The sequence below is a fragment of the Sphingomicrobium lutaoense genome (assembly GCF_014195685.1).
GTDB classification, from domain to species: domain Bacteria; phylum Pseudomonadota; class Alphaproteobacteria; order Sphingomonadales; family Sphingomonadaceae; genus Sphingomicrobium; species Sphingomicrobium lutaoense.
In genome coordinates this window covers 470,137-489,852 of record NZ_JACICF010000001.1, presented here as the reverse complement: position 1 = coordinate 489,852, position 19,716 = coordinate 470,137, and the positions used below count along the sequence as shown (strand labels likewise).

The following is a 19,716-nucleotide window of genomic DNA, read 5'->3' as shown; positions in this document are numbered from 1 at the left end:
GACCGCAGCCCCCCCTGTAAAACGCAACTAATCTGGGCGATGTAACCTTGCTATAAAGCGCAAGTCTACCCCGCCCTACGCTTAACCTTGCTTCTAAACCTTATTTAATGCTGCTTGAACGACTGCGCTCCCGATGTATGGTCTGCTCGGTCCGAGTAACTGTCATTGCGTAAAAGGGGCTCAGCAAAGCATGAAATCGCGTGATTTCGATTATGAAATCGAAGCGGCCAGCGCCGATTCCGCACGTCTCCGTAAAATCGCCGCCGAAATACATGAAGAAGGAGGGTCGCAACTTCTACTTATGAAAGCGATCCAAAAGGCGAGGAAGCTAGAGAGCGCCCCGCACCCCTTTGGCGAATCGCTTGCCAACCTGGGCATTCCCCGCCCAACCGGTGAACCGCTTTATAGGTATCGACTTTCGGCAGAAACGTTCGCGCGGATTGAGAGCAAGCTCAAAGCTGACCTTGGATCGCCACTTAAGAGACTGACCTTGGCGCCCGCCTTTGTCATGTGGGCGTCTGATTGGTTTCGCCGGTGTTATCGAGGAGGCACGCAGCGCTGGACCGACATCGAAAAGGCTTTAGGTGTGGAGCTTTCACAGTCGGAGTGGCGAAGACTATCCGATGCTGGGTTTGAGGCGTGGAAGGTCGAGCCACTAATCACCGCGCACGGGATACAGAGGTTAGCAAACCTAGCGAGGCACGGCGGCTTCCCAGCCGCCGCCGTTGCCGGCGGGGCCACTTGGCCACGGCGCTTTCTCGAGAGCGTAGTGGGCGAAATGCTCACGGCATCCGAGACAGATATCAACACTGCGATCCAAATATGTGAACGCAATGAATACTTATTGCCCTCGCTATGGCGAAGCGAAGAGATGTTTGCGATTTGTGGCGAGCTCGCTCTCAAAATCGTCGACCTTCGAAACTTCGCTGATAGCCATGCTGGGAATGACGCTCGTCCGCATTCAGCGCGGCTAGACGAATTATGTGATGATTGGCGCGAACAGCTCCCCATGACGCTTGATGGCGCCGCGGCTGATTTGGTCGACAAACTATTAGAGTCGAAGAAGCTTCCGAGTACTGCGGCGCTATGTGTTCGGCGGATCATGCGCTTCATTGAGGATGAATGGCGCCCCGGTGCATTGTTGCGACTTGACGGTCGCTGGGTCGACCGAACCGGCGCAATGTCTCCAGAGCGGTACAGCAGAATATTTATTCAACCCACCGGAGCACTGTCCGCTCAACTGGCGGATCAGATCGCTTACCTCGAGCACCAAGCAGATGACTGCTGGACTGCACGCTCAATGCGAGGCGAAGGTGCGATTGACCTACCATTCGCTGCGGCGGTCACAATCGAGTTCCACGCGCAAGGCGAGCGGCTTGGCAATGAGGTTGTACTGCCCGGTGGCAAGCCAGTTACTACGGGCGTCCGCATCTACGAGCACCTAGAGCAATCCGGCAGCCCAAAAACCTTCGCATTGATCGGACAGGGTTCCGGTGCTTACCGAGCGGAGCAGGTCATCATCGAAATTCCGACCAATTGGTCGATCCGAGGCCGAAATGGAAATAGTGAAATCGAGCCCGAAGATTTCGAATTTTCAACGGCTCGAACTCTCTATCGCTGCTCTGGCGAAATCATCATCGAGAATGATGGAGGCGATTCCTATCTTGTCCGAACCGGGCAGACCGCAGACCGCAGAGATAAGCTTTCCATCATAGCCGAGACCCCTTTGGGAGTGCGGGCGCGAACGAAACAACGCCTAGCCAAACATCCCCTGCATGCCGAAGTGAATGATGGGATGGCGCGTCGAACGGGAACCCGGAGCGAAGTTTTCTGGCGCCCCTTAGGTGACCAAGAGTGGCGCGCCGACCTGGATCGCGCTGGACCGGGAGCTTGTGAATTCGCTTGGCTGGACAAAGAGACGCGGCACATCCGCGATCGATTGACAGCGATCGTGCTTCCCTCATCTTTCGACATTACCCAAGAAATCCACCGCGGCTTCGCCCATATCCAATTACACGGTTGGGAAGGTCAGGCCGCCTTCGAAAATGAAGCTGCGACAATCGACCATGCGTGGCGGGTAAGAATTGACCCCCCGCGTCGTGCGTTGGTCGGCCTTAAGTTGACCTCGCCAGAGGGGAGCGATGTCGAGCTCGAAGTGCCGCTTCGTGCAAAAGAGTGGATCACTGCCTGGGACGGCGAGCTATTAGCTCGAAATACAGTTCTTGGCCTCGCGAGCCTTAAAGATCTTGTCGCACGCACACCTCAGAAGGCTGTTCTGTGGGGCGAAGTCCCAAATGCACAGAATGCATCGCTGGCAATGTGCTGGACAGTCGAGGGCGAGCTTGGCTTGTCGGCACTTCAGAGTGACATTGCCGCGATGATCCGCCCGCTCGGCATCGATGCGAGAGCACGACTAGATTTCCATAATGGTCAGAATGACCACTGGTATGTCACCGAATTCGGAAATGAACTGGAATGGGAGCCCGGCGGGGATTTACGGCCAACTAAAGCGATTATCGGCGACGATATACGAGTATGCGGTCGCTACCTTGGTGCTCCTGAGGTTGAACGTGATCTTGGCGAGTTCGAAGGATTACACAGTGGGCTTGGCAGTACGCCGATCAATCTTCCCCGCTTGCGCGGACCCTGGCTTGTATATCTCCGAGAAGGGCCTCGCATTCTCACGCGCCCGAAATTCATAAAGGGTGATCCAGGGCAACCGCTCCCTCAGCATCGTCTCGGTCATGCTATGGCGCAACCGCTCGAAGAAGCATGCGAAGATCTACATGCTCTTATAGCTTCAGTAGCGGACGATCCTAGTTCGAGCCCAAGTGCGCGCGTCGTTCGATCTATCTTGGATCTTGCACTCTCGCTCGAGGGCCTACCCCCGCAGACCTTCGAAATCATGAAGCTACTGCCCAGTGCTGGACCGCTTGCCCCTCTCCTTCTTTACCGGTGTGAAGAACAACATATCTCAACCGTTTTGCGCATTTTTGATGGCCTTTGCGGCAGCTGGAGTTTGGTCCCTAAATCCGATTGGGACGCCGCGTTCGAAGCCCACGGCAAATATTTGATCAGCATGTTCGACGATGTGAACTGGGCGCTCAAGCAAGTGGAAGAAAGACAGGAACATATCGCCTCTCGAGCGCCGCAGCTGGCGCCAATAGTCTGTCGCGATTACCAGCCGCTGTCTTGGGGCGCTGTGCGTGAGCATTTCGTCAGTCATACCTGTGAACGGATCAACATGGATGCTGGCTTATCAAATCCATTCCGGCCTGACTTTAATGACTACTTACCTAATGAGAGACTGAATGGGTCGTTGATGCGCGTCCTCGACGCACCGTTTGTGGCCGCACTTGCTGCTTTGCGCGATGTCTCATTAACCCCCAAAAAGATCCTAACCATCAAGGATGTCGAGAGACGCCATCCAGATTACTTCGCCAAAGCATACGGCTTTGCCATTTCGGAGTTGCTGAATGACTGCCAGTAAAGAAGTGCGTAACGAAAAATTGTCTCCCATCGAAGTCCACGAAAAGCTCCAAAAAGGCCTCGCCGAGGCGATGATCTCACGGGCGAACTTGCGTCATGACACCCTCAACGCTTTTCTTCGCGAGCAACTGACTTCTGCCGCCCCCTCCCAAGGCGCATTGCTGTCAGATCAAATCTTCCAGGCCGCTCCAAGCTACGTGTCGTCGGGTCAATCACCGAATGCTCTCACGTCTCTGCTCCACCCACGCACCATTGCTGCGATCACGAACAATACGGACAAAGACAGTTTGCCGTTTGATTATCCCGCTTATGCGCATCAGCTAGAGGCGTGGAAACAGCTTAGCGGTCAGACCCCGAAATCAGTTTTAGTTTCGAGTGGCACGGGTTCAGGGAAAACCGAGTGCTTCCTCGTTCCGATGCTCGACGACCTCGTACGGGAGACCGTCGTGGAAGGCCCACTGACGGGCGTTCGAGCACTCATGCTCTATCCATTAAACGCTTTGATCGCGAGCCAGGAAAAACGCCTCACTGCATGGACAAAGCCGCTAAAGGGCGATGTCCGTTTTGCGCTGTACAACGGCCTCATGAAGACCGCGCGGAAAGCCGCGCGCGACAAGGCTGAGCAGGACGTTCCGGAACAAGTTCTCTATCGTGAGACCCTGCGAGCCAATCCGCCTCCCATTCTGGTCACCAACCAGACGATGCTCGAATATATGACGATTAGGCGCGAAGATCGTCCCATACTTGAGGCTTCTAAGGGTAAGCTACGCTGGATCGTGATCGATGAAGCTCACAGCTACATTGGATCTGCCGCGGCCGAATTGTCACTTCTACTCCGCCGCGTCATGGAAGCTTTCGAAGTTGAAGCTGCAAACGTTCGCTTCGTTGCGACATCCGCTACCATCGGCTCTGCGGATGACAGGGAAGCTATCCTCGCACTGCAAAGATTTCTCGCCGATCTGGCCGGCGTGCCCCTTGATCGCGTGCACGTCGTCGTTGGCAAGGCACAACCACTCGACTTGAAAAGACTTGAGCAAGACGTGAGCGACCCAGCGGCAATGAAGATTGCGCGAGCGCTTGCGAAGGAGCCGCAGTCCCTTAGCCGGCTCAGATCACTGACACCGAACGCCACCAAGGGTCTTTTGGAGCTATCTGGGCATAGCAGTTCAAGCGGACATCCAATTCTACCCATGCGCGCGCACAGCTTTGCGCGTGCGGTGGCGGGACTATGGACCTGCATCAACCGCGACTGCAATGGCGGGCGCAAGCCCGCAACCTGGCCGTTCGGCCCCATCCTGTTCGATGAGGATGATGCATGTCCACACTGCAACTCGATGGTGTTCGAGCTAGAAAGCTGTCTTGATTGCGGTGAAGTCTATCTGGCTGCCGACGACAACGGCCACCGGATCGTGCCGCGACGCAGGAAAGAGGCGAGTGATGAGTTTCGAGAAGACGGTATCCGCGACGGCGACTGGGATGAGAAAGATGACGAAGCAAACCACGAAGCCAGAGGGCATGCTCGCCTAATTAGTCTGACCTCGATCCCTAACGCCTCCCCAATCTCGTTTGACCTCCAGAATGGCGAAATCGACCAAGAGGTCCGAAATTTTTACATCTCTGACTTAGATGAAGGCCGGTGCCCCTCGTGCCGAACACCTAGACGTCAAGGGCGGCCACCCACCTTCCCGTTTCGGTTCGGAGCCCCCTTCTTAACACAGAACGCTGCCCCACTCCTTTTGCAAGGTGTCTCCCTGCACCCGCAGGCCACCGATCGGGCGCTGCCATTCGATGGACGCCAACTCATCAGTTTCTCCGACAGCCGCCAAGGAACAGCGAGGTTCGCAGCGAACTTAGAGACCAACGGTGAGCGGGGCTTCGTTCGAGGATTTATCTACCACGCCGTCCAAAAGGCAGCTAAATCCAGTGTTGTCTCCGAAGAGGAAAAATCTGCCCTCCTCAAAGAACGAGCCATCTATGCCGCAAATCAGCATGAAGTGCCCGCTTTCAAAGACAAAGTTGTTGAGATTGATGCGAAACTTGGTGGCGGCACGCCGTCCGGCATTAAGTGGACGGACTTAATCCCAGCGTTGGCGGCAGAGCCCGCAATTGCAATGATGTCCAAAGTTTGGGACCTCGATCGTAGCGAGCGGTTTCATGATAACAACGAAGCGTTGGCGCGATTTATGCTCCTTCGAGAAATGGCTCGCCGCCCCCGCAACGCGAACTCCATGGAGACTTTAGGCCTCGCTCGTCTGCGTTTCGAGGTGATTGAACGCTTAGCCTCAAGCGACCTGCCGGAAACTGTTGAAGCAAAAAACTTCGGCATCGAGGATTGGCGTGAATTCCTTTATTACTTGGTGGATTACCTCAGAGGATATTTTGCTATCGATGTTGAGGAGGAAGATGCACGCTGGATGCCTGGTCGCGCTCGACCAAGAAATGTCATTGGACCAGGGGATCCGCCGGGCCAATTGCGCGATATCATTTGGCCCAGTGCGAAGAGCAAGGGCGCACAGACCGATGCGGTTAAGTTACTTGCCATGGCGCTCGATCTAGACCTCTCCTCAGATCGAGATCGACACATAATCAATGAGACCATGCGCGTAGCGTGGGGCCAGCTCCTACCCTTACTTGAGGGGGTCGGAGGCACATACCGTTTGCGCCTTGAGAAAACCGCTCAAATCGAAGCAATCACAAAGGCATGGCAGTGCCCTGCAACCCGGCGCATCTTGCCGCGCTTAGTATTCGGAAGATCTCCGAACGCGATTAACGCGCAATTGTCGTCCAACAATTCTAAAAAGTGCGAAGTTGTCTTCCCCAAGCTCCCTCGGACGCGACCATTGAAGCCTGATGGCCGAGAAGAGATCAGCAAATGGCTCCAGAGTGACGCAGTCGTTGCGCAGCTACGCGACAGGATGCTGTGGGGAGATCTGCATGATCAAGCGGCGCTAGCCATGCCTTATCTGCGCGCCGAGGAGCATAGCGCTCAACAGCCTCCATATCGTCTTCGCGAATTCGAGGAGCAATTCAAACAGGGCGACATCAATCTGCTTGCCTGTTCGACCACCATGGAGATGGGCGTAGATATCGGATCGATAGAGGCTGTCATGATGACTAATGTGCCTCCCTCGATTGCCAATTATAATCAACGCGCAGGCCGCGCTGGACGTCGTGGGCAAGGGTTCTCGAGCAGTCTGACCATCGCTCGAAATACGCCCCTTGATCGAGAGACGTTTTTTGATCCAATCGCCTACCTTGGTCGAAAGCTCGCTTCCCCACGGGTCTCGTTGGACTCAGATCGAATTGCGCAGCGCCACGCTAATGCGTTTTTACTTGCTCGCTGGTTCAGTGAGGTCGACGGGCAATTCGCGAAAACAAAGTGCGGTGATTTCTTCGGATGCCGCGTTGATCTCCAACCGTTTGAGGGGCTGGCTCCAGTTGACGATTTCATTGAATGGCTCGGACGTCCTTCTACAGCGGTGGAAACTGAAGGAGCGCTACAACGGCTCCTAAGGGGAACGGGCTTGGCGTCCGACAAAGAGGTCTGGTCACACACGTCTGCGATGTTCAAGCTGGAAGCGGGCAAGTACAGAGGCATTTGGGATAGACTGAAAGCAGACCATCAAAATCTGACCGGACCGGCCAAAAAGGCGATCGAGTTTCAGGCGCGACGGCTCTGCAGAGAGTTTTTGCTAAAAGAACTGGCCAACCGGGCGCTCATTCCAGGAAGCGGATTTCCCACTTCGGTTGTCCCGTTCGACACGCTTTGTGCCGAAAGCCAAAAGGCTCAGGCCCGCAAGCCATCTGACGAAGAGGGTGCACGCGATACACGCTACGAATGTCCAACCCGCAACGCAGATATTGCGATCAGAGAATATGCCCCTGGGGCTGAAGTGGTTGTCGATGGCCTAGTGTGGCGCTCTGAAGGCGTAACACTCAATTGGCAAAGTCCGATCGATAGCGGGCAGAAAGAACCGCAGAACCTGCGCTGGGCTTGGTGGTGCGACCATTGTGGCGGTGCTGGAAGCGGACATAAGATTGAGGATCACTGCCTAAACTGCGGCGAAAGCGATATCTCGACAGAACAGTTTCTAGAACCGGCGGGCTTCAGGGTCGACTGGAACGCCAAGCCTCACGCGGACACTAATAATGCCGTTTACATTGAGCCCAAGAAGCCAATTGTGAGCGCAGGCGACGTGGATTGGCAACCACTCCTGATCCCCCAAAGTGGCCGGGTTCGCGCTACCCATGAGGGGCACATATACCACCACTCGCGAGGACCCGAGGATGACGGCTACGAGATCTGTCTGGAGTGTGGTCGAGCAGCTAGCGCGGGTAGCGGCGATCTCGAAGATCATCGCCCCTTAACCCCGCGCAATGGACAGTCGTCGTCTGAGCGTTGCCGAGGGAACGATGCGGCTTACGCTATCACGCGCTCGCTCGCGCTCGGCCACGAGGTCCTAACCGATGTGGTTGAAGTCCAGATACCCGGCGTGGAGACTGAGGGGGCCGCTTGGGCATTCGGTGCGGCTTTACGCGAAAGCCTCACGCGGTGGCTCGGCATCGAACCCCGCGAACTCGGCATCTCTGTAGCAGCGAGAGATGGCGAACTGGGGCAGCGAGTGGCGTCGATTTACCTATTCGACGAAGCTTCGGGCGGGGCCGGCTATTCCCCGCGCTTGCTCGAAAATGTTTATCCGATTTTCGAGCGTGCGGCTGATATCCTTGATTGTTCGAAGGACTGCGAAAAAGCGTGCGCAAGCTGCATACTTTTGAGTGATCTCCACAAACAGCAGGAAATCCTCGATCGAAAAACTGCGCTGGTCGCTGTTCGAGAATTCTTGAAAGTAAACGCCGAGTTGCCCGATGATGATCGCGCTGTTGCGGATGCTCGACCAATCAATGATGCAGCAAACGCAATCTTATTAAGGGCTCGAGGCGAACACCGGATTTCGGTCTTCGCTCCGGGGAAATTCGATCTCAACGGATTGCGATCAACGAAGATGCGTACGTTCTTCGCAACCGCGGCTGCTCGGGGCGTGCCCGTGACACTCGTGCTCGATGACAAAGCATTCGAACAATATGGAGAGGTTGAGCGCCGGGCTTTGCGAGACGCTTCGATCCGCCATGAGTTCGAGCTCGGGGTGGGTTCGGCCCAGCAAGGCAAAAACAAGAGCCACCGTATCGCAGAGCTACTCACAGATGAGGGCGGAACTGCATTCTTCTCACGTGATGAATCCTCGTGCCATCCGGGTCGTTCATGGGGCATCGGGCGGTCGCACCCTACGGTCGAAGGCGCTATTGGCACCCCGACAGCATATCGTGTGATTGACCCGGATGAGTTGGAACGACCTGGAGCTAGCGGCGATCTTGTCGAAGTCCTCGATGGTTTTGCACAGTGTCCCGTTGAACAGTTCGGAAGACGCTTCGGCTCCAAACTTAAGAATAAGCTCGAGACCATCGGCGCGTGGAAGCCAAACAAACTCGCGAGGATAACTTACGTCGACCGGTATCTGAAAGCGCCGCTGCAAGTCCTGCTCCTGCTTCGGACTTGTGAAGCGCTGGCTCGCGAATTGGCAGCAAATGAAACGACGGAAGTCGACATCGAAACCTGGTCAATCACCAACGCTGGTTACCCGAACGCCATTTTTCATGACTGGTGCAAGGACAACGATCGATATGACGTGACCAGGGAGCTCGGACATAAATTGGGACTCGACGTGGAGATCGCAACTCAAAGCGATATGCCGCATGGGCGAAAGCTTGTTCTCGAATATACAGACGGTGAGAAAGTTGCGATCTTCCTCGACCTTGGCTTTGGCTATTGGCGGGCAAGCGGCAAACCTTTTCACGACTTCCGCAAGCCTCCTGCCTATCAAGCAGGCGAATTGGTGCGGTCTAAGGCAGCAGTATCAGCGATTGGGGAAAGCTACATTGCAGTTGCGCGGATATGACAACATGCAAACTCGACTTGACCGAGCCTCAGGACCTTTGGAGCGAGGCACTATCAGGGCGATACATGTGGCCAGGGATTTGAACCTTTGAAAGAAGTCGCAGCCGCAATAATCGTCGAACATGGCAAGGTCCTGATTGCGAGGAGACGCCCCGGACAAATCCTAGAAGGGCATTGGGAGTTTCCCGGAGGAAAGCTAGAGCCCAATGAGACCGTTCAAGAATGTATTGTGCGCGAATTGCATGAAGAGCTCGGCATCGGAGTGACAGCCGGAGAAGTGCTGACCCATTCGATTTACGAGTATCCCGGCGGGGCAATTAAGCTGATCGCGATATACGCCGAAGTGAAGTCCGGCGAAGTTAAGTTAAGCGTGCACGATGCATTAGATTGGGTCTATCCATTGGAACTTCGCGAGACCCGCTTAGCACCAGCAGACATTCGGATCGCAGAAGAGGTTATCCTTCGCCATGCATGACATCGCCTCATTAGAGCTAGGCGCCCAACTTAGTAATGACGAACTATGCGCGATATTCTTATGCGGACCCCAAGGAGGAATGCGCCGGTCCAAACGGACCAACACGCTGGTTTTAATCTGTAACCACCTTGATTCAATTTACGAAGATCGTTGGATTGACGGGGTTCTGCATTACACTGGCATGGGGCAAAAGGGCGATCAGTCTTTGAACTTTATGCAAAATAGGACGCTAGCAGAAAGCTCACGGAATGGTGTGGCGGTCCACCTATTTGAAGTTTTTACCCCGAAGCCACGAATCTACACATACGCTGGCGAAGTCGTCTTGGCAGATGAACCCTATCAGGAGGTTCAGCCCGACGAAGACAAGAACGATCGGAAAGTGTGGGTCTTCCCACTCACACCCAAAAGCGACCGCATTCCGGCATTGCCTGCCAACCTCTTTGAGGAGGTCGAGGAGCGAAGAGCCCGCCGCATAAAGCGGCTAACCGACAAAGAAATTGAGGCTCGTGCGCGCCAAGGGGGAAAATCAGTTGTCGGTTCGCGCCCCGCCACAATCCGCACACATCAGCGCAACGAGTATGTAGTCGAACATGCCAAGCGACGCGCCAAGGGACATTGTGAGCTATGCAGAAAACCCGCACCGTTCACAGATAATGACGACAGACCATACCTTGAGACGCATCATATCGTTTGGTTGGCCCGCGGTGGACCCGATACGGTCGAGAATACAGTGGCGTTATGCCCGAATTGTCATCGCCGCATGCATGTTCAGGATCGAGCAGTCGACAAACAAACCCTTGTAGCAATGACACAGAACAAGGAATCTCGGACAGTCGCACACGACGATTGCGACAGCTGAATAGCAGTTTAGGGGTATAAGCCTTCCATCACCTGGGACCATTATAGCAAAAACGGCTAATCTGATTGATGTTCTAAATATAATGGATAGCACACAACATTAAATCCTCACCGCTGCTTTTTCGTTCTTTTCACGGCTGTCATATTTCACCGGCGCGCTCGTGTGGATAATTACTAGTAAAATCATATGAGAAGAAGAAAAAGAACACCTGCAGAAAAGGCTGAACGCGAACGGCGTATTCAGGCGACATTGCGCAAAGCGATGAAGGAAGCCCGATCAGATTCGCCGAAAGCCGGCAAGCAAAAGACCTCGCGGAAAGCTTCGCCCTCCGGCAGTGCCATGGCACAGGCGCTTGTCAGCGCGGGTCTAATAAAAGCTAAAAGCGGCGAAAGCTCGAAGATCGACGTACGAGATGGAAAAGGCCTGGCGACAAAAAGCAGCAAGAAACCTGCTCAGAATGGGCAAAGCAGCAAGCAAAAACGCCCAAGATCGCGTGCCCTGCGCAAGACGAAGAGCCCTGAGCAACGCGCACAAGAAGCAAAGGCGCGAGAAAAGCTGGAAAGAAAAAAACGAGAGCGCCTGGCTAGGAAGCTCGCCGCAATCGAGCGTGCGAGAAGGCGTGAGGAAGAAGGCCGGAAAGCGGATTTAGCGCGCCGAAAGGCAGAACGCGAAAAGGCTCTGCAGGGCTATCTTCGACAAGCTTCATCGCTGTCATTTACTATGCTGCTGTCGGGTTGGAAAAAATATGTCGGCTTACTTGATTACTACCAGAGAACTGGGAAAAATCCGCAACGAGCCGAGCTTTACGCTGAAGTTGTCGCCGCGGTTGAACGCGAATGGCAACGCCGTGCGAAGTTACCCCATACGAGTGATGAATATTTTGACTGGCCATCCACTAAGGCCGGAAAAGGGAAAGGCGGCTTGTCATCGGATCATTGGGTCGACCAGGGTGTGCTTGGCTACTTAGGTTACTCGGTTGGTGAGAAATCGGACCTGACGCAAAGCGAGCGTCACGCGATCTTGCGCCGCGTGTTTGAAATGCATTTGCCGCCGATCGAAAGCCCCACGTACATGAAACAATGGGGACGGCCAGCGAGCGCCTCACGACTAAGGAAAATGGCAAACTCGCTCGCCAGTTTTGCGCGTCAAGCGAAGCGGCGCCGGTCTACCAACATGCAGGAAGCTATCAATTCTTGGGAGCATGATTTGGACATGCTTTACCGCGAATATTACCAAGCTAAATTTGGGTTTGGCTGGCCTCCCGTTTGAACAAAGTGATGTAAATGCGTTGCGCGATGAAAGCCTCGACGCTCTCGTTGATCTGATCGCCACCCTGCTCTTCCGTCCGTACATGCTTATATATCCGCATATTTTGTTGGTAACGTGCAAGTTCTTCAGTCGGCAGTGTTTGTCGCCCGACCTTCGGAAACGCCGGTAACTGGTGTGTATTCCTCAGACCTGTTCTGACCCCTAGCCTCCGCTGGAATCGGTATCTGCTCTTGCAACTTGCTTGCTGACCGGGATGATGGGCGGATGCCCGAGCTCAATCCCTTAGGTCTGACAATCGGCGGAAGTAATCACGAACCGCTGATGGTTTTGGCGAAAGGCCCGGATGGGCAGGAACGATGGATCGACGAGGTCCCCAGGGGTTTGGCGTGTTTTTGCGTATGCTTGGCATGCCATGGCCCCCTAATAGCTCGGCAAGGCCAGACGAAAGCTTGGTCCTTCGCTCACACGGCATTTTCAGAGTGTTCCGGAGGTACGGAAACCCTAGCACATCGCTTCGCCAAAGAAGTTATTCAAAACGCTGGTGGACTTTACGTCGCGAGCGTCGAGGCCGACGGTTGGGGAAAGCTTCATGATAAGTTTGTCCAGCTAGAAGACATCCGTCTTGAACCAAAGATTGCTGGCTACAAAGCTGACTTGGTCGGCTCATCGAAGGGGCGTGACCTGATAATCGAGGTGAAGGTCACGCACGCGTGTTCCAAAGAAAAAGTAGCGGCTTATCGAATGACTGGCATGTCTGTACTGGAGATCGACCTAGCGCGGTTTCGGAACAAGAGCGAAGTTGAACTGCGCCAAGCCGTTTTGAAGGATGCCCCGCGAGAATGGCTTTGTCTGAGTGGCAATCGAGAAATACCCAAGCGATCCGCGAGCCTCGGATGGCGGGTCTCACGAAGTAATCTCTGCGGCGTTCAATACAAAAGGCCCGCGCGGATTTCCGCTCGAGAATGGGAACAAATGACGCCTCTTCAAAGAGTCAACGCGATTGATCCCGATGGTAGCCAAGCGATCCGGAGCCGTGGATTTCGAGGGTGAGACAGGCCCAAAGGGCTTGGCCTTTTTGGGGCGCTATTTGAATGTCAGCATTTTGGCCGATAAGAGCCGAATTCTCACCATGAATTGCGAACTGAGCTGAGAACTCCGAGCATAGGCTGACAGAGGCATGCCTCCGCGATAAGCGTTGTTCATGAGTGACGCATACGAAAGCCTCGAACGATTCATCCGCAATGAAATGCGGATGTCTCACATTTACCAGCCTGTCATGTTGCTGGTGCTGCTCAAGTCCAAAGGGCGGGCAACAGTTCGCGAAATTGCTCAGATCAGCAGTTTGACGTGAGGGCCAGCGAGGCGATCCCAATACTGAAAACGCGCGTGCCGCAGCGTCGCTACCCGCCAGCACATCGAGAACTTCGCCGCGCAGCGGTCCGCAAACCCGCCGCCAGTCACCCGAACTACGGCGTTGAGCTGCCAGCCGATGACGAGATTTTAAATGTCGGATTAAAAGTTGTCAGTTTTTGTTATCTCCGTTAACTTCCGCTGTGGCGCGGGGGCGCCAGCTTATTTAGCGTAGCGAGTAAGATGGGGCGGCGTAGTGGCGATAGCGTTAAGTAATCTTTCGGCCTCACCGTTTACCGTCCTTGGGGTTTCGCCACGAGGGACTCACGATGCGATAGTTTCCGCCGCCGAAGATCGGATTTTCGATGGTGTCGATGCCGATATTTTGGACAACGCTCGCACGTCACTCACGATTCCACGCGAGAGGATAAACGCAGAACTTCGGTTTTATCCTGATGTCTCCCCTGCTCGGCTCGAAGAGATTTGGCAGACGCTGAAGGCAGGAGCCAGCCGTGACAAGATCGAAGAGCTTCTAAATGGCCTACCGGCGCTTGCTCGCCTGAACTTGGCGACGGATCTTCTATGCTCGGAAGGCATCGATTACCTACCGGAATTCTGCAAGGCACTCGCGAAGTTTGAACCTGACTTGGCACTGCAAGCCATTGAAGACACCAGGTCCGTATCAAAGTTTCGTAAGGTTGGCCCCGATGAATGGCGCGATGCTCTCCAGTCGTATCAGCAGGACCTTGCTGAGGACCTCGTTCGATCACTTATTCGCACGAACGAGCCCGCCTCGCGCTTGATCGACCTTCTGAGCCAAAAATCTTGGCTGGAGGCGGAGTGGTATACATCGACACTGAACATCGCTGTCGATCGGTACGACCGATGGAGCGAGCCCAAGCTCTCGAAAATCCAGGCAAGCCTTGAGGGCAACATAGAGTTGGCTTTGCAGGGTCAACTTGAGAAAGCAATTTCGGCTATCGAGAATGATCTCAAAGATTGGGACTCGGTCAATCAGCCGGTACAAATGCGAGACGAAGCGCGTGGGCTGGACGAGCCGAAGTCTCGGAAGATTTTCAATCAAGTACGGGACCTGGCGCTCAAATTGGCCAATGAGGAAGGGCACTACCCTGAAGCGAAGCGACTTTCAGAAGCGCTTGCGAGAACATTCCCTGAGCTGCCGTCTGTCCTAGCGCGCCTGGATGAAGATCTTGAAACGCTTGACGAGCTAATCGCACAAAGCAAAGCGCAGGAAATCCTGCAGCCTCTTTTGTCGGCTGCGGAGGCCGCAAAGGCGGACCTAACTACCACCGCTAAATGGATCGACGCAGGGCACTTTTGCAGGAACGGAAAAGGCATCGCCGGAGAACTTTTCTCAACTCACTTCCGAGCAATTGCGCATGTCGAGAATAGCGACCTTGGCGAGTTTCGCGACCTGCCGTGGCGCATTACCAGATCGGTTGCGCTCGAGCTTAGTAACGATGCGGGCAAACCAAGTGCGGCAAGATCGATTTTAGAAGTTATTCGAACCGATGCGCCCTCTTCAATTGCTGCACAGATTGACCGTGATCTGTCGACCCTTGAAGGATTGATCCTGCAGGGTGAGCTCTCTTCAGCAATCAACGCAGAAAACTGGGATAAAGCCCTCGCAGCAGTTTCACGCCTAATCGAAATAGACCCGACCAATCGAGGAGATTGGCTAAAGGTGGAGTCGGGGATCAAGTCGAGGATTGCCAGTCGAACGCGAGGACGATGGTTTTGGGGGGTCGTCGCGCTGGGCATCCCGATTTTTGCTTTGTCCGACTGCGCCGAGAACGGCTCGACCACAGGTGGCTCTTATGAGAGTTATGAGTATGAAGACGCTCGAGGCGACAGCCCTACCTATGAGACACCAACAACGCCCCAGGACCTCGAAGCTGACAGTTCTGCAGATTCGACTGAAGAGGAACCCGAAAGCCTGAGCTCCCTCTTGGTGAAAGTTCCAGCTGCAGAGGCTGCTTACAGTACCTTGTCTCGCCCTGAATTGCGCTATTGCATGTTCGAGGAACGGAAGCTGTCCTATCTCGAGCCCCGCGTCAGGCCTTTTGCTTATAGCAACTATAATTTGCGCATCGACGAACTTAATAGTCGATGTGAGAACCGCCGATTCAATCGCCGTGACGAGACGGCAGTGCGTTTGGAAGCCGATAAGTATAGGGCCGAATTAGAAGCAGAAGCTCAGCGGATTCTCGATAGTTGGTCCGCGCAGAACTCATCCTCCAGCGCGATGAATTATGAGTTCGGTCGAGATGAATACAGCAGGCCTTCCACCCCTGAAACAGCCTACCCTGCCCCGCAAACCAGCGACGAGCTCGACACGGATGACGTGTTGGACGGTGACCCGCTAGCCCCCTTCGAACAAAGCGAGCCGAACGCTTATGAGTATTGAAAATGACGACTTGGCAGAACTTGCTGTCCAGTATTGGAAGCTTTCGCGTAGCTATCAGAAATCTCTCAGTATTCTGCCGGAGAAAAAAGCGAACAAAGCGCGTGCGCAGGTTCGGTTCTCAGATGGCAAGGTAAGCTCCATCTTTGAGCGGCTGCGTTTGGAAATTATGACTTTCGACGGGGCTCTGTTCTCGGCCGAGTTGCCTGTTTCGCCGATTAATGCAGACGACGTTGAAGGATCACAACCCGTCAGAATAATTCAGACCATAGACCCGGCAGTAGTACTTAACGGCAAAGTATTGCGCGTTGCTCGGGTTATGCTGGAAGGAGAATAGCGCGTGTATATCGGCATCGACCTGGGAACCTCCAACTCGGCCATCGTCTGTAATGGCGAAGATGGCTTGCGGCACTGCAAAACTATTGAAGGCCGAGATATCCTTCCGAGCGTTATATTCGAAGATCGACGTGGTAATCGCTTTGTTGGCGCGAAGGCATATGACCAAGGGTTATTGTCACCACAAAACGTTGCGGCTGGTTTCAAGCGTTTGATGGGTACTGACACCGTAATCGAGCTTAAGGCGAGCGGAACGAAGATATCGCCAGTTGAGGCAAGTGCTGAAATCATACGTACGCTACTGACCCAAGCAAAAACCGAATTAGGTGATTTCGATGTAGAAGGAGCGGTAGTTACGATTCCGGCGGCATTCAATCAGCTCCAGTCTGAAGCCACAATTCAGGCCGCCAATGATTGCGATATCGAGTTTGTCGGACTTTTGCAGGAGCCGATTGCAGCGGCGTTAGCCTCTTTGGAAAACGCGAAAAATAAGAGCGGTCAGTTTTTGGTTTACGACCTAGGAGGGGGGACATTCGACGTAGCCCTTGTGCAGAGTGTGAAGGGGGCCGTCACGATCCTTGCGCACGAAGGGATAAACATGCTCGGCGGTCGCGATTTCGACAAAGCGATCGTAAACTCAATCGTTCGTCCTTGGCTCCAGGAAAACTTCGATCTGGCAGACGACTTTCAAAAGCAGCCGCAATTCCAACGCTTAATCCGCTTGGCCCAACTTAAGTCAGAGCAAGCCAAGATTGAGCTTTCCGGACAGGAAAGCGCAACCATTTTCATTTCTGAGGAAGAAGCTCGTTCTGCCGATGACAATGGTGAGGAAATTTACGTCGAGGTCGAGATTACACGAACTGACCTCGAAAGGCTCATTTCGGATCAGGTCGATGCTACGATCGCGCTTTGCAAGAAGGTGCTCGCAGACAATGGCTACTCCAATGACGATATCGATCGCGTCGTCATGATCGGCGGCCCCTCCAAGATGGCTGCAATCCGAGAGCGCGTTCCAACGGAGCTGGGAATTCCTGTCGATCTCAAGACCGATCCTATGACCGCGGTGGCACGGGGCGCGGCGATCTTCGCTGAATCGCGTGACTGGTCCGGCACCAAGAACAAAAAGAAGTCCGCTATCTCCTCGAAGGAAAAATCGGGATCGGTATCTCTAAAGTATGACTATGAAGCTCGAACGTCATCCGATGAAGTGCGGGTCAAAGCTACCGTTTTGTCGGGCGATGCGACGGGTATGCGCATTCACGCGGAAACCGATGATGGTTGGAAATCAGGCGCTGTATCACTGGATAACGGGCCAGTAATTAGGGTCAGCTTGAATAAGCTAGGTAAGAATCGCGTTCGAATTTTAGTGACCGATTCATCCGGCTCCGTCCGCAAGGATGTCTCGGAGACCCTTGAGATTGTGAAGACTGCAGCATCAGCAGCTGGAGCGCCCGCCACGCACGCATTGGCTGTAAAGATCGTCGACGGAAGCGGGAGCTTTCAGCGCAATTTTCTCAAAGAAGTGCTTGCAAAAGGAACGACTCTGCCGACGTCACAAACTACAAGTTTCCGTGCGGCAAAAACACTCAAAGCTAATGAGTCCGATCACATTGATGTCGAGCTTTACCAGCAGGCCGAGGGAGTCCCTGAGCCAGAAAATAACTTGTTTGTAGGATTGCTTCGCATTTCGAACGACCTCCTCGACGAAGGCCGCGACCTGCACCGCGGCGATGAAGTGCACTTGCACCTAAACGTCGACGAAAACGGGATTGTGAATCCAGTGGTCGAACTGCCCACGCTGGATCTCCGAATCGAGCAAAAAAGCATATATCTCCCCCAACTGGGACAGCTGGATTTTTCCAGCGAGAACGGCCGGGCGATTGTGGGAGAGGCCGTTATTTCATCGGACAATGCAATCGATCAATTGCAGGACGACCTGGGCGATCGTGTATCAACGGAAATTCGGGACTTGAGGCGCCGTCAGGAACGCCTGTTCGAGGCATTGAACGATTCTACCGAACCCGATGACCTCCGCTTGATCGCGGAATCAGCGCGTCACATCAAACAAGATATTTCGCGTATTCGTCACTCAGAGGGTCATCGACAAGCCGTTTTGACGGCCGAGTTAGGGCGTGTGCTGAAGTTAGTCGAGAGAGCGCAAGAAGGCATCGAGGTTGACGGCGCGCGAGAACGCGCTGCTCAGATCCATGACCATATCAAACGCTCGCTCGCAGACCGAAAATATGACGACGCGGAATATGGCATAGACCAGCTTCAGCATTTCGCCTTCGAACTTTTGCGGGCCAATCCGGGCTTCGTTGTCAGCCAATTCCGACACATTGCTTCCCTGAAACATTTAGCAATCGACCCTGCCCTGCATGACCGGCTTGTGGCTAATGGCTTGGCAAAGCTCGAAAGCGAAGATGTTGACGGACTTAATTCGACGATCGCAGAAATCTATAGCAACCTCGCCATTGCCGCTGACGCGGAACATGACTTGGCAGCAGTGGCAGACCTAATGTCACACTAATAACTGCGAACCTTTAGTGTAATCCATGCGATTAGCAGAATCTGCGCCCAACTCGCCGAACGCGAATTCGCCTGGGTTAAACTTTCGTAGCTTGCTGCCGATCACTAGCTCGAATGACTTTCATGTAGTTGTCTAACGCTCGCGATTTTCGGCATGATCAGGTACAAACCAAATTGATTACTAAACATGTTGCAAATACTTGATGAGGGGCTAGGGTCTTGCTCGTTCTTAATTTGGGGGCAAATATGGAAACTGTAGCAACTGACACGCGTCCTGATCACAATTCTCTTGGAAAGGCGGCGGGAATAACCGGGATCTTGGCACTTATATTAAGTTTTGTTCCATTCATCGGCTTTGTCAGCTGGTTGCTAGCTCCTCTTGCAATTCTTTTTTCCTTATTTGCATTGAGGCGAACTCCGCGATCCATGGCAATTGTCGGCCTGATAACCGGGGCTCTTGCGCTTGTCGTTTGCTTCACTTGGATCGGGGCTACCAAATCAGTTGGTGAGGCGATGAGTGCGGACACCTTTAATCCCTCGGGAGAGGCCCGTGACAACTCCAATGCCGAGGTGATGGACGCTTCGATCAAGACACTTTGGAATGATATCGAAGCGAACAAAGTGGCGGCAGGTCAGCGCTACGGCGGAAAACGATTGGCTTTTACCGATGAGAAAATTGCTGATTTTGGCGGAGACGCAACTAATCCCTCAATCCAGATCATCGGAAAAAGCGATGGATATCTAAATTACTTCGTTACTGCCTCATTTTCGGAAAAAGATGGGCCAGCCATCGCACAGATGGCCAAAGGGGATGGTGTTAGTTTCATTTGCAACGAAATCTCGGAAAGCTTTGGAGAAGGATACAACCTTCGCGAGTGTACTCTCGGCCACTAGCCGCGAGGAGCTCCGAGAATCCGAACACCGCATCGACGGCTAGGCGTGGCCCAAGAGGTGCCTGACTGGACCGGGGCGAGGCTGGGGCGATGAGCATCGCTTCGAAGTGGCAGCGCTATAAGGCTAAGCTGCAGTCG

General features: G+C 54.0%; 11 protein-coding genes. All 11 read left to right on the top strand.

Features of this window, described 5'->3' with window-relative positions; translation table 11 throughout:
• Positions 1-190: 190 nt before the first annotated feature.
• The 11 genes from FHS50_RS02375 to FHS50_RS02325 all read left to right on the top strand — a co-directional run bounded on the left by FHS50_RS02375 (position 191) and on the right by FHS50_RS02325 (position 19,579).
• Entirely contained in the window at positions 191-3,490 is a 3,300-nt protein-coding gene (locus tag FHS50_RS02375; protein ID WP_183932788.1) for an STY4851/ECs_5259 family protein, read from the top strand.
• Positions 3,477-9,443, top strand: coding sequence for a DEAD/DEAH box helicase (locus tag FHS50_RS02370; protein ID WP_246332922.1), 5,967 nt, complete (start codon positions 3,477-3,479; stop codon positions 9,441-9,443). Before FHS50_RS02375 ends, FHS50_RS02370 begins: the two co-directional genes overlap by 14 nt.
• A gap of 87 nt (positions 9,444-9,530) precedes the next feature.
• The gene (locus tag FHS50_RS02365; protein ID WP_183932787.1) at positions 9,531-9,917 is read left to right on the top strand and encodes a (deoxy)nucleoside triphosphate pyrophosphohydrolase; all 387 of its coding nucleotides are present in this window, start codon (positions 9,531-9,533) and stop codon (positions 9,915-9,917) included.
• Positions 9,910-10,776 carry an HNH endonuclease gene (locus FHS50_RS02360; protein ID WP_221184817.1) on the top strand — a complete coding sequence of 289 codons (867 nt, stop codon included), beginning with the start codon at positions 9,910-9,912 and terminating at the stop codon, positions 10,774-10,776. The genes FHS50_RS02365 and FHS50_RS02360 overlap by 8 nt, the downstream gene beginning before the upstream one ends.
• 186 nt (positions 10,777-10,962) lie before the next feature.
• On the top strand, positions 10,963-12,045 hold the full coding sequence (locus tag FHS50_RS02355; RefSeq protein ID WP_183932786.1) for a hypothetical protein: 1,083 nt from the start codon (positions 10,963-10,965) through the stop codon (positions 12,043-12,045).
• 264 nt (positions 12,046-12,309) lie between these two features.
• Positions 12,310-13,095, top strand: a complete 786-nt coding sequence (locus FHS50_RS02350) for a competence protein CoiA family protein (protein WP_183932785.1) — start codon at positions 12,310-12,312, stop codon at positions 13,093-13,095.
• 151 nt (positions 13,096-13,246) lie between these two features.
• Positions 13,247-13,396 (top strand): hypothetical protein, encoded by a 150-nt coding sequence (locus FHS50_RS02345; protein WP_183932784.1) that lies wholly within the window; start codon positions 13,247-13,249, stop codon positions 13,394-13,396.
• A 255-nt stretch (positions 13,397-13,651) separates the two neighbouring features.
• Positions 13,652-15,823: a hypothetical protein gene (locus FHS50_RS02340; RefSeq protein WP_183932783.1), complete on the top strand. Its 2,172-nt coding sequence runs from the start codon at positions 13,652-13,654 to the stop codon at positions 15,821-15,823.
• The gene (locus FHS50_RS02335) at positions 15,813-16,157 is read left to right on the top strand and encodes a hypothetical protein (protein WP_183932782.1); all 345 of its coding nucleotides are present in this window, start codon (positions 15,813-15,815) and stop codon (positions 16,155-16,157) included. The genes FHS50_RS02340 and FHS50_RS02335 overlap by 11 nt, the downstream gene beginning before the upstream one ends.
• Positions 16,158-16,160: 3 nt before the next feature.
• Positions 16,161-18,686 carry an Hsp70 family protein gene (locus FHS50_RS02330; RefSeq protein ID WP_183932781.1) on the top strand — a complete coding sequence of 842 codons (2,526 nt, stop codon included), beginning with the start codon at positions 16,161-16,163 and terminating at the stop codon, positions 18,684-18,686.
• 245 nt (positions 18,687-18,931) lie between these two features.
• Entirely contained in the window at positions 18,932-19,579 is a 648-nt protein-coding gene (locus FHS50_RS02325; RefSeq protein ID WP_183932780.1) for a hypothetical protein, read from the top strand.
• Positions 19,580-19,716: the final 137 nt, after the last annotated feature.